Raw genomic sequence first — 12,245 nt, 5'->3', positions numbered from 1 at the left:
AAGCTGGGCGTAATCTGGATTGATGCGCATGCCGACCTGCACACCCCCTACACCACCCCTTCGGGCAATATGCATGGCATGCCCCTGGCAGCCTCCATTGCGGAAGACAACCTGGAATATAAGGCGCATGAGCTGGATGAGAACACTTCCAAAATGTGGAATGCACTGAAGAATATTGGTAAAATAGCGCCCAAGGTGATGCCGGAAGATATTGTATTCATTTCCCTGCGCGACTATGAAAAGGAGGAGGACCACCTGATAAAAAAATACGGCATGAAGGTGATCACTACCGGCGAAGTACGGCGCAAAGGCCCGGAAAATATTTCCCGCTCTGTATTCCGCTACCTGAGCGACTGCGACTACATTTACATTTCTTTTGATGTAGACAGCCTGGATGCCTCTATTTCCCGGGGTACCGGCACGCCGGTAAGCAATGGCCTGCGGGAAAGGGAAGCGGAAGACCTGATTGCCAAATTTATGCAGCACCGCAAAATCTGCTGCTTTGAAATAACGGAAGTAAACCCCACCCTGGACCGTGAAAACCTGATGGCAGAAATAGCGTTCAACATTTTACAGCGCAGCGTAAATGTGCTGATGGTAAATTAATTACGGCCCTACAGGCCGTAGTACGCGATCAGCCAGCCTACCACCTCACTATAGCTGTGAATACCCTTCTCCTGCTTGTTGGCCTTTAGGTACTGGTCGTATAACAGCTGGGAATAATCATCCAGCGGGCCGCGGAAAGAGCGGTAAAAATCAATAATGTACTGGTAATCCGCCTTTATGCCGGGCACCGCGCGGTTCCATACCTGGTGCGCCAGCGCAGTGTCCTGCCGGGCCAGCTGCCCCGTGCTGTACAGGAACATCTCCAGGCTGGCGGCATAACGGAAACGTATATCCGATGAATGACCGGCTACCAGGTAACCTACAAAGTTGGCGGTTTCTTCGGGGGCATAGCCCAGCTGGTGCGCTATTTCATGGCAAGTGGTAAACGGCCGGGTAAACTGCGGGGTGGTAACGTTCACCTGCGCCTCATTGGTAAAGGGGTTCAGGTAACCGGTTACGCCTATATAGTTGAGCCAGTAGCTGTATATCGGGCGTTTAACAGATGGGTATTTGTACCGCAGCGATGGCCACCTGGCTGCTGCCTGTTCATATGCCAGGGTGGCCCGGCGGAACAGGCTGGCGCTGTCGGGGTCCGGGGCGGCAACGCCCATGGTATCGCCCAGGGCGGCCTTTTGCTGGTTTACCTGCTGCAGCAGCGTATCGGCCAGCCGGTACAGTTGGTTAACGTTGTACGGCTTCACCTGCATGTGCAGCCCCATATCCGCTGCCAGCGAGTGCCGGCGGTAGTTGTACCCCCACAGCAGCAAAAAGGCCAGGTACACGCCTATTATAAATCCCAGCCCGTTTATTAACAGCAGCGCAAGGCGCTGCCAGCGCCCCCTTACCAGATTATAACATAACTTTAACAGAAAAATAACCGCACCTATAACCCAGGCTGTATATATTAGATCGCCAACACTGAGGTTAACTGATCCTATAAAACGTCTGAGTAATGTACTGATCCAAACATACAACCTATGAAAGTAAAATGAAGCAAAGCTTTCACTGATCGAGAACAGTAAATTCAGCAACAAAAGGCAAATTACGGTTATCACTATACGAAGGACCGATCTTTTAATCGCAGCTTTTATTTCCATAATGACCTATAACCGGTGAAAATGAAGGCAGATGCACTTTTTCTTAACGAACTGTCTATACAACTATCTGCAAAACTGGCGGTGAAAATACAGATTAATCAGGCAGAAAGAGTCAATGGCGGGGATATTAATGAAACCTACCGCCTGGACACCAATGAGGGGAACTGGTTCCTGAAAATAAACGACGGCCGCCGCTTTCCCGACCTGTTTGCCAAAGAGTTCACAGGACTGCAAACCCTGCGCAGCACCGGCGCGTTTACGCTGCCCGAGCCGGTATGCCACGGCCATATTTACGGGCGCGGCTTCCTGGTGACCAGCTTTATGGAAAAGGGAGGCGCTGTCAACGATTTCTGGGAGCAGTTTGCCCGGTCGCTGAGCCAGCTGCACCGCAATACCAATACGCACTTCGGCTTTTTTGAGTCAAACTATATCGGCACTATCAAACAGTTCAATACGCCCTACAGCACCTGGTCGGTATTTTATGCCTTTAACCGGTTGATGCCCCTGGTAAAGCAGGCCTATGACCGTTATGTAATTGATAAGCCCATGATGGGGCAGCTGGAGCAGCTGTGTAAAAAGCTGCCTGCTATTTTCCCTGAAGAGCCGCCGGCCTTGCTGCATGGCGATTTGTGGTCGGGCAACTTTATGGTGGGGCCGGGAGGCAAGCCCTGTGTTTACGATCCTGCAGTGTATTATGGGCACCGCGAAATGGACCTGGCTATGACCCGCCTGTTCGGCGGCTTTGATACGCGCTTTTATTATGCCTACCAGGATATTTACCCGCTGGCCAACGGCTGGCAGCAACGCATTGGCATTTGCCAGCTATATCCCCTGCTGGTGCACGCGCTGCTGTTTGGCGGCAGTTATGTGGAAAGCATCCGGGAAGTGCTGGCAGAGTGGAATTAACTGCCGCGGCACAGGCGCCTTATCTTTTCAGGCCATTCTCTTTAATAAAGGCGAGCATTTTTTCAAGCTCGTCTTCAATAATAGGAAAGTACCTGTTCATGTTCACGGAAATCTCTTCATAAAGGGCTTCCATCTGGGCTATGGACTGGTCCGGATCATCGCGCAGGGTATCTTCTGTTTCCTGGATCCTGTCTTTAAGCCAGGTAAGCCCCACCATGGCAAAGTTGGGCTTTAGCTTGTGCACCTGGTTCTTAATGCTTTCTACATCTTTCTGCTGCATGTAACCTTCCAGCTTACCTACTTCCGTGCGGATGGTTTTCAGGAATATCTCGAACAGGTCCGCGGCATAGGCAATATTATTCTCGTACAAAGTACGCAGGTACCTGGCATTCAGCTCCTCATGGAACTCGTAACCGTTAATGTGCAGCTCTTCTGCTTCCTCCATTATTAAGGCAGTTTCGTCTTCGTTCAGGTATTTATTCAGTATCTGTAACAGCTGGTCCGGCGTGTAAGGCTTGGGCAGTATATCTGTGATGCCTATGGTGCGTGCCAGGTTGGCGGTGCTTTCCATAGTTACTGCGGTGGTAGCTACAATAGGGGTAGCTACGTTGGGCAGCCTTTCGTCGGCGCGGATCCGTTTGGTCAGCTCAAACCCGTTCATACCAGGTATACGGATGTCCATCAGAATCAGGTCATAATGCCGGTTGTCCAGGAAATACACCGCGTCTGGTGCGTTGGTGGCCAGCTGGCACTGGATGTGATATTTTTCCAGCAGGCTAATGATGTAGCGGAGGTTCATAGGATTGTCCTCAATGACCAGCAGCCTGGCCCCTCCAAAATCAATATGCCTGCGCCGCGGGCCGTACCGCACGCCGGATATTGCCGGTTTATTGGTGTCAATGAACGGCAGGTTAAATGAAAAACAGGTGCTGTAGCCCGGATGCTCTTCAACTACTATCTGGCCCCCCTGGCGCTCTACCAGCTGTTTTACAATGGCCAGGCCCAGGCCGGTGCCGCCGTAAATTTCCCGGATTTGCCGTTCGGCCTGCTTGTAGTTCTGGAATACCTGCTCCAGCTTATCCTTTCCGATGCCAATGCCGGTATCGCATACGCGGAACCTTACCCACAGCTTATTCTCCTGCCAGCTTTCCAGCGTGGCGGTAAGTGTTATTTCCCCTTCTTTTGTAAACTTATCGGCATTCCCCAACAGGTTCATTAAAATCTGGTTTAGCACCAGGTCGTCCCCCACCAGCAGGTGTTGCAGCTGGGCATCTACGGTGGCCGATATTTTTACCGGCCGTTGGCCCATCTTCAGTTCAAAGGTATGCTTTAATGACTGCATTAGCTCACCCAGGTTAAATTCCCGCTGGTTAATCTGCAGTTCCCCGGCTTCTATGCGCGAAATATCCAGGATGTCGGTAATCAGCCCCAGTAAAATGCCGGAGGTGTGCTTGAGTGTTTTTACATATTCCAGCTGCCGTACGTCCAGGTGGGTTTCTTCGAGCAGGTGGGCCATGCCGATGATCACATTCAGGGGGGTACGTATTTCGTGGCTCATATTAGCCAGGAAATCTTTCTGGAACTGCTGCGCCTCCTCTGCATCGTGCCGGGCCCGTTCCAGGTCGCGCTGCAGGTTACGGCGCTGTGTTACATCCACGATCTGCCATATGCTGCCTTTATATTCCCCTTCCTCCAGGAGCGGCAGGTAGCTGACCTCAATACAGCGGCCGTTATTAAACGACAGGGGCCAGCCGTAATAAGGTTTACGGCGCTGGTACAGCTCCAGCATTTTTGTTTCAAAAGCGTCAGGATCAACAATATAAGGGCGAAAAAAACGGATAATTTCGGGGTACGACTTATGAAGGATGTGGGCGCCCTGCGGCCCTACATTAAAACTATCTATAATAACCTGGTTGGCCCAAATGAGGTAATTTTGTGCGTTGGCAACCAGGATGCCTGCGTTGGTATTACGGAGCAGCTCCGCTATGGGCAGGGAAAAAATAGCCTGTTCCTCCGAATTTGGCGTATTGGCGGTTAAGGTGGGTGTTTTCTGGTGTCCCAATCTATCTCTGGCCTTCATGGTTAAATTTTCATGGGATAGAGAATACAGGCGATGTTTTCACAAGACAGCTGCACAGGCTCTCTACAGGATGCATTGATAACCAACAAATTTAGGAAATTTTTACATTTACAATAATTTAGTTACCTTTGCATCCCTCTAAAAGTGGAGGACTGTTATGTATGAAACGGCCTTAGTTCTTTTCTTAAAAGTAATAACTTTGCGTTCCGTTCCATCTGACTTTTGACAACAAATTTTAATCAGATGAAACCACTCCGTGAATTTGATATAGCCTTTGTAGGACTGAAACCCGGAGTGCATGCCTTTCAGTACCAAATTACGGATAGTTTTTTTGAAAATTACGGTCCGCAGGATTTTAGTAACTGCAATGCAACGGTAAAATTGCAATTTGATAAAAAGAGCAACTTTTTCCTGCTAAAATTCGAGATAGGCGGCACGGTTACTGTGACCTGTGACAGGTGTGGAGCACCTTTTGAGCTGCAGCTCTGGGATGATTTTGACCAGGTAGTAAAGCTGGTAGAAAATCCGGAAGAGATGGAAAGTGATGAGGACCCGGATGTTACATATATTTCCAAGACAGAGTCGCACCTGAATGTGGCAGACCTGATCTACGAGTTCATTAACCTGAGCATTCCCATGCAGCGCATTCATCCGGATGACGCCAACGGGAAAAGCGGCTGTGATCCGAAGGTGCTGGAAATGCTGGAAAAAATGAACCAGCAGGCCGGGGAAAATAAAAATCCCATCTGGAAAGACCTGGACAAATTCCGGGAAAACTAAGCCAAACAGGGATTGAATAAAATAATAAACAAATAAATCTGAAATCTTAAATTGATATACAATGCCAAATCCTAAACGCAGACACTCTCAGCAAAGATCAGCTAAGAGAAGAACGCATTACAAGGCTGTTGCGGATACTTTAAGCACAGATAGCGCAACCGGAGAAGTGCACTTAAGACATCGTGCTCATTGGGTAGAAGACAAATTATACTACAAAGGAAAAGTAGTGCTGGAAAAACAGAACAGCGCCAAATAATTTTACTTTCGTACCAGAAACGGATCAATTACGAATTGTCAATTACGGATTACGAATTGGGATAAGTGAATGTTATCATTTGATGATCTTCGCTTCATTTTAATTTGTAATTCGTAATTTAATAATTCGTAATTTTTGTATATTCTATTCTCCCTAAGACAAATTAAAGTTACATGCGAATTGGGCTTGATATGATGGGTGGCGATTTTGCCCCCCAGGAAGCAGTTAAAGGAGTAAAGTTATTTTTAGATACTGTTGCCACTGCCACCAACGCGCACCTGGTACTTATAGGGGATGAACAAGCTATTGCTCCCCTGATAGCGGATGCGCAGATCGCTCCATCCAATTTTACCATCGTACATGCCCCACAGGTGATTGGCATGCATGAGCACCCTACCAAAGCACTCAAAGAAAAAACGCAATCTTCTATTGCCACCGGGTTCCACCTTTTACAGAACGGAAAAATAGATGCCTTTATCAGCGCCGGCAACACAGGCGCCATGATGGTGGGCACCTTTTACTCCATTAAAGCCATAGAAGGCGTGCAGCGCCCTACCATCAGCACTCCCCTGCCCTGGGTAAACGGCTCTTTCGGCCTGCTGCTGGATGTAGGCATTAATTCCGACTGTAAGCCTGAAAACCTGGTGCAGTTTGCCATACTGGGCTCCCTTTATGCCAAGCATATAATGAAAAGGGAAAACCCTACCGTGGCTCTGCTGAACATTGGTGAGGAAGAAGGCAAGGGCAACCTGCTGGCACAGGCTACCTACCCCCTGTTAAAAGAGCACCCGCAGCTGAACTTTGTTGGCAATATTGAAGGCCGCCATATTTTAAACGGCAAGGCCGACGTAATTGTGTGCGAAGGTTTTACCGGCAACGTAGTGCTTAAGCTGGCAGAGTCTTTACATGAAATTGCAGTGAAACGTAACATAAAAGATGAATACCTGGACCGCTTTAATTTTGAAACCTACGGCGGCACCCCGGTACTGGGCGTATCACAGCCGGTGATCATAGGGCACGGCATTTCAGAAGCAGTGGCCTTTAAAAACATGATCATACTGGCGCAGCAGATGATAGAAACCAGGCTGCTGGAAAAGATCCGGGAAAGCTTTAAGAGTAAATAAAGTAGCCGGCAGCCGTAACGGCTGCCGGCAGTAATAAAACAGGGCTGACCTTTTTCCGGTCAGCCCTATTCATGAAAGAGCGCTTCATTCGCACAGCACCTGTTTTTTGCCGCCGCAGCTTTAACAACGGTGCTCACCTGCCGGGCGCTACTTATACATCTATACCACATTCGCCATCTTCACTCACTCTCATCACCGCATTTTAATTCGTAATTGAACAATTCGTAATTACCCTCACCCCCTGGCCAGCGCCGTTTTTTGCACGCCTTTTTGCAGCTTGTGGTACTGCAGGTAAGACACCGCCAGTACGCACAGCATTACCAGCGGCATGGTACGGTTGACTGCCGGGTCACCGGCGGCGGTGTGGGCTACAAAAGCGGCAATAAAAGTGAATGTAAACCCTGCATAGGTCCATTCTTTTAAACGGGCACCTACAGGCGCCAGCAGTAAAATGACCCCTATCAGCTTTGCAGTTCCCAGCTCAATACGGAAGTGATCCGGGTAACCCAGGTGATGAAACCCTGCGGCAATGGCAGGCTGTGTAAAATAGGCGTACGCGGAATACGCCATCATTAACGCTACTATAGCGGTGGTTACCCAATAAATGATCTTAGTTGCTTTCATAATACCTGTATTTGCTTTTACGTTGGTTTTCCGGGATGTAAAATTAGGTACATCGGTAAACCACCGATCAGCAGTATACAATAGGTTAGTGGTAACCTTCGGGTAAGTTAAACGCGCTGCGGAATGTGGTTACAACACCTGCGGAAGGAGCGGCAGCTTTACAAAAAAGGTGGTGCCCATGCCAATGCGGGTTTCAAACCATATTTCCCCGCGGGCCTGCTCTACAATATTCTTACACATGGCCAGCCCCAGGCCGGTGCCGGAGTTTTTGGTAGTGAAGTTGGGCACAAAAATGCGCGACTGTATTTCGGGAGAAATGCCTTCCCCGTTATCCCGTATGCTTACTATTACGTACTCCTTATTTTCCGTGGCTTCCATATGCATTACAATATGCCCGCTCCTGCTTTCGGGGATGGCCTGTATGGCGTTTTGCAGCAGGTTGGTGAACAGGCGGTTCATCTGCGTTTTATCTGCAAACACGTAATACGGCTGATCCGGCTCATGATAGCTAATGTCGCAGCCGGGCTGCCCCTGGTACAGCGCGTGCAGGGAATGTATGGTTTCGTTCAGCAGCAGCACCTCATTAACGGCTTCGCCTATACGGGAAAATGCGGAAAAGTCGGAGGCTATATTGGAAAGGTGCTCTATCTGCTCAACCAGCGTATGGGCCACATTGTTGGTAAGCTCCTTTACATTGGGACTGTCATTACCGATAGCCCGCTGCAGGTACTGTATGCTCAGCTTCATGGGCGTAAGCGGGTTCTTGATCTCATGGGCCACCTGCCGGGCCATTTCGCGCCAGGCCCCTTCCCTTTCACTCTTGGCCAGCTTGGCGGCGCTTACCTCCAGCTTGCGCACCATTTTATTGTATTCTTTTACCAGCGCGCCTATTTCATCGTCTTTATCCCACTCTATTTCATCATTCCGCTGGCCCAGGTTCACATGGCGCAGCTTTTCCGTTACCAGCGAGAATGATTTGGTAATGGAGTTGGTGATCAGCAGCGCCAGCATACCGGCTATTAAAAAAATAAAGGCGTTAAAGTTGATAAGCGCTACCAGGAAGTTGGAGATCTGCTGGTTCAGCTCTGTTTGCGTGGCAAAATAAGGCACGTTGAGGTAGGCAAACACTTCGCCCTCCTTGTTGCGCAATGGCACATAGCCCGAAAGGTAGCGCATGGTGCCTATTTTTTCTTCCTGTATGAACTGTATACGGTTCATGCGGAACATGTGGAAGTAAGCGGTGGGATGCATTTTGCGCGACAGCAGCCCTTTTTCCGTCATCAGCGGCTGGGTGCTCACCTCCAGGTTGCCATCGCGGTCATAAATGTTAATATCCAGCGCGCGGTCTTCCGCTATCTGGCTGATGGCCGACTGCATGCCGGCCTGGAACACCGGATCATACAGGTCTTCCAGCTCATCGAACGTACGTTGTGTATAAAATTCATTTTCCACATCGTGCGCTATCTCATTCATGGTTTTGCTAAGGCGCTCCCGGTTTTCTGTTTCCGAACGGTTTATAAAAAACAGGATGGTGGTTACCCCCAGTATAATAAAGGCAAATACCACCACGAATATTACGGTGCCGTGCACTTTTTTGCGGATGCTTACATCTACCAGCGCCCTGAGCGGCCCAATGCGCATGCGCGCTTTTACCAGCAGGTCCAGCAGCCTGTAAATAACAATTATCAGCAGGAACAGGCAAAACATGTAGGCAAACAGGGTAATGAACTCAATAAAGCTGCGGCTTTCCTTTACCACCATCACTATCTTATCACGCGATGCTTTGTAAACGAGCATGGAATGCCTGTTCACTGTTTTTTCCGATACATCGGTTTGCGGTATATCGCTGTTATACAGCTTTATGGGAAAAGGAAAATCATTATTGTTGCTTACCAGTATGCCTTTGTCGTAAATAGCGTAAGAATAGGTTGCGGCCGACTCTTTTTCAGGATCGCTCAGCTCCCCGTCTACCAGCAGCTCGGGGTACAGCTTCTGCGGGTTCACCACCGCGGGCGTAAGCTCGTACATGATGGTGCCCAGGGTTATGCTGTCTTTCCGGAACACTTTAATGCCGATGTAGCTGTAGTGGTTATAGCTGCTCTCTTTATAAAAAAGGTCATTATCGTTCCCTACCTGCTCCGACTGCTCCAGCAGGCGGGGGTACAGGGAGTCCAGGTTGGCGGTGTCTAAACTATATACGGGGCTGCCGTTTTCATCAAAGAAATAAAAATCGATGTTGAACCGGCTCAGGTAACCTTTGAAATACTTTTGCCGCAGCTCGTTTTCCAGCATTTCGCGCGGCAGCTGGCTGGAGCTGCGGTTTTCCTGGAAAAAGAAGTGCATCAGCTCATCATCGTCGTTGCTGTGGTTCACATCGTTCAGCAGCATTTCAAGATAGGGATCGCGCTGCTTGGAAAGGTTAATGGCCAGCCGCTCCCGCTGGCTCAGCTCTTTTTTATTGTTATAGTACACCAGTACTGCCGAAGTGGTAATGGTGAGCAGCACCAGCCAAAACACAAACGACACGGTGCCCAGGTTGTCTTTAAAGCGGGTGGTAAACGTGTCAAGCAGCATTACATACAGCAGCAGCCATACCACCATTACGGTAAAGTAGGGCAGCTCGGGGTTGTGAATACGGAACAGCAGCCATACAACGCCTACAGCGCCTAAAAATATATATTTGGTGCGGTGCCGCGACTGTGTAAGCTCGTTCAGCAAAAAGTTGATGATCTGTGAAAAGAACAGGAAGCTGAAGGCAATAAAGCCCAGGATAATAAATCCTATCACGCTGTACTCGTTCAGGCTGAAAAAGTTGGTAACGTCAAAGGATATTTTGGAGTCTATTACCAGGCTTTGTATCAGCTCTGAGAGGAACTGGCCCACCAGGAACATGACCAGGCTGGCCAGGGCAATTACCAGCCACGACTGCCATTTGTATTTAAGCGCGGGGGCATTAATGGTTTTTACATGCTCGCGGAAGAACAGCAGCATCCAGAAGGCCAGCAGCACATTCAGCAACAGGTCGCCCAGGGAATGGAAAATTTCATCCTTGGCGTAAATGTAGGGCATGAATATGTTGAGCGCGCGCAGGTTAAACGGGAACGGGTACAGGTAAGTGAGCACCCGCAGCAGCGTTACCATAAACAGCAGGTACAAAAAGCCGATCAGCGGCGTTTTTTGCCGGGCCAGCAGCGTGGCAAAAAGGTTCAGGAATATCAGCACGCAAATACAGCCCAGCACCCGCAGTATAACGCTGAGCAGGTTAGGCGGGCGGGCATTCAGCGCCGGATCGTAGTGCAGGTAAAACAAGATGATGTTCCGGTTGTTGAGCACCGGTATGCCGGGCGGGCGCAGGTGTATACGGTACTCTTTGCCCAGCACCGGCTTGTCAAAAAAATGATCCACCAGGTAATCGTTGCTGATGCTGTACTCCAGCATTACCGGTATAAGCCCTACCAGGTAACGGATATGGCCTGGCTTTGCGGAGGGCAGCCTGCGGCACAGCACCTCATAATAACCGTTCTTCAGCTTTACAAAGGCCGAACCTTCTTTCAGCGCCATCTGCTCATCGGGCTGCACCAGGTTGGTGCTCCAGAACAGCAGCCAGCGGCCCGTACTGCTGCTGTCGTATGCATATATGTAGTAGTCTTTGCTATGCAGCCGTTTCAGCTCTGCTTCACTGTAGCTGCGCTGGAACAGGTGCCGCATGGCAATGGTGTCGTTGGCCAGCTCCTCAAAAGCCAGCTCGCGGTTATGCAGGCTTCTTTCCAGGCTGCGTTTTACACCCTGCGGCGATGAATAGTACGACCAGTAATTACTGAACAGGAAAGCGAAGGTAAAAAGCCATGCCGCAACAATCAGCAGGTAACCATGCCGCAGGAAAAAAAGGCGTATTTCTTTAATGTCTGACATATATGATACGGCAGCTGAAGGCTGCCTGTGCAGGCTTTACCTGCAGGTATAAAATTTATGGAATGCACCAACCCCTGCAATAATTATACCTTCTCTGCTTTTTTTATTTCGTTCCACAAGCCATCCATCTCAGTGAGGGTCATATCGGCCAGCTGGCGCCCCTGTGCCGCGGCCAAGATTTCCATTTGCTGGAAGCGGCGGATGAACTTTTTATTGGTACGCTCCAGCGCGTTTTCCGCATCTATTTCCAGGAAGCGGGAGTAGTTGACCAGGGAAAACAGCAGGTCGCCAAATTCCTCCTCCACCGCCTGCTGCCCGCCGGTTTGCACGGCTTCCTGCAGCTCCTGCAGCTCTTCCTGCACCTTGTTCATTACCTGTTGGGTGTTATCCCATTCAAAACCTACCTGTTTGGCCTTTTCCTGCAGGCGCATGGCTTTTACCAGGGCAGGCAGGGATGCGGGCACGCCGCTGAGGGTAGATTTTTTTCCCTCCTTCAGCTTCAGCTTTTCCCAGTTCTGCTTTACCTGCTCGTCGTTCTCTACCTGCACATCGCCATAAATATGCGGGTGCCGGTAAATAAGCTTGTTACAAATGCCGGTAATTACATCTGTTATGGTAAACTGCTGCTGTTCCGCGCCTATTTTGGCGTAGAACACAATGTGCAGGAGCAGGTCGCCCAGCTCCTCTTTTATGGCCTTCCAGTCGTTATCAGTAATCGCATCCGCCAGCTCGTACATTTCCTCTATAGTCAGCTGCCGTAGTGACTGCACGGTTTGTTTGCGGTCCCAGGGGCATTTTTCCCGCAGGTCGTCCATGATCTGCAATAATTGCTGAAAGGACGCGTTTTGTAACATTTCCAT

The 12,245-nt window shown here is 49.6% G+C and carries 10 protein-coding genes; 5 read left to right on the top strand and 5 right to left on the bottom strand.

The window, feature by feature from the left end; all coding sequences use genetic code 11:
• Positions 1-606, top strand: a 606-nt coding sequence (locus tag VFS25_RS19855; RefSeq protein WP_326463921.1) for an arginase, incomplete at its 5' end; no start/stop codon positions are given.
• 8 nt (positions 607-614) lie between these two features.
• Here VFS25_RS19855 and VFS25_RS19850 read toward each other — a convergent pair.
• The gene (locus tag VFS25_RS19850; RefSeq protein WP_326463920.1) at positions 615-1,703 is read right to left on the bottom strand and encodes a DUF3810 domain-containing protein; all 1,089 of its coding nucleotides are present in this window, start codon (positions 1,701-1,703) and stop codon (positions 615-617) included.
• A 21-nt stretch (positions 1,704-1,724) separates the two neighbouring features.
• Between VFS25_RS19850 and VFS25_RS19845 the strand changes: the two genes are divergently transcribed.
• On the top strand, positions 1,725-2,609 hold the full coding sequence (locus VFS25_RS19845) for a fructosamine kinase family protein (RefSeq protein ID WP_326463919.1): 885 nt from the start codon (positions 1,725-1,727) through the stop codon (positions 2,607-2,609).
• A 19-nt stretch (positions 2,610-2,628) separates the two neighbouring features.
• Here the strand turns inward: VFS25_RS19845 and VFS25_RS19840 are convergent, their stop codons facing one another.
• Complete coding sequence (locus VFS25_RS19840; RefSeq protein WP_326463918.1) at positions 2,629-4,689, bottom strand: ATP-binding protein; 2,061 nt, start codon at positions 4,687-4,689, stop codon at positions 2,629-2,631.
• 243 nt (positions 4,690-4,932) lie between these two features.
• Here VFS25_RS19840 and VFS25_RS19835 point away from each other — a divergent pair, with 243 nt between their 5' ends.
• From VFS25_RS19835 to plsX, 3 genes are all read left to right on the top strand, one after another.
• On the top strand, positions 4,933-5,469 hold the full coding sequence (locus VFS25_RS19835) for a DUF177 domain-containing protein (protein ID WP_326463917.1): 537 nt from the start codon (positions 4,933-4,935) through the stop codon (positions 5,467-5,469).
• Between the two features lie 61 nt (positions 5,470-5,530).
• Positions 5,531-5,725 carry a 50S ribosomal protein L32 gene (gene rpmF / locus VFS25_RS19830; RefSeq protein ID WP_089915028.1) on the top strand — a complete coding sequence of 65 codons (195 nt, stop codon included), beginning with the start codon at positions 5,531-5,533 and terminating at the stop codon, positions 5,723-5,725.
• Between the two features lie 173 nt (positions 5,726-5,898).
• Positions 5,899-6,849: a phosphate acyltransferase PlsX gene (plsX, locus tag VFS25_RS19825; protein ID WP_326463916.1), complete on the top strand. Its 951-nt coding sequence runs from the start codon at positions 5,899-5,901 to the stop codon at positions 6,847-6,849.
• Between the two features lie 234 nt (positions 6,850-7,083).
• On the opposite strand, the gene VFS25_RS19820 is transcribed toward plsX, so the two are convergent.
• The 3 genes from VFS25_RS19820 to mazG all read right to left on the bottom strand — a co-directional run bounded on the left by VFS25_RS19820 (position 7,084) and on the right by mazG (position 12,245).
• Positions 7,084-7,473 (bottom strand): DoxX family protein, encoded by a 390-nt coding sequence (locus VFS25_RS19820; RefSeq protein WP_326463915.1) that lies wholly within the window; start codon positions 7,471-7,473, stop codon positions 7,084-7,086.
• Between the two features lie 129 nt (positions 7,474-7,602).
• On the bottom strand, positions 7,603-11,385 hold the full coding sequence (locus VFS25_RS19815) for a HAMP domain-containing sensor histidine kinase (RefSeq protein ID WP_326463914.1): 3,783 nt from the start codon (positions 11,383-11,385) through the stop codon (positions 7,603-7,605).
• Between the two features lie 83 nt (positions 11,386-11,468).
• A complete protein-coding gene (gene mazG, locus VFS25_RS19810) occupies positions 11,469-12,245 on the bottom strand; it encodes a nucleoside triphosphate pyrophosphohydrolase (RefSeq protein WP_326463913.1) in 777 nt (258 codons plus the stop codon).

Origin of the sequence: Chitinophaga sp. (assembly GCF_035761305.1) — a bacterium.
Classification (GTDB): domain Bacteria; phylum Bacteroidota; class Bacteroidia; order Chitinophagales; family Chitinophagaceae; genus Chitinophaga.
Note: the sequence above shows the minus strand (reverse complement) of the source record. Positions and strands in the feature narration are given on the sequence as shown.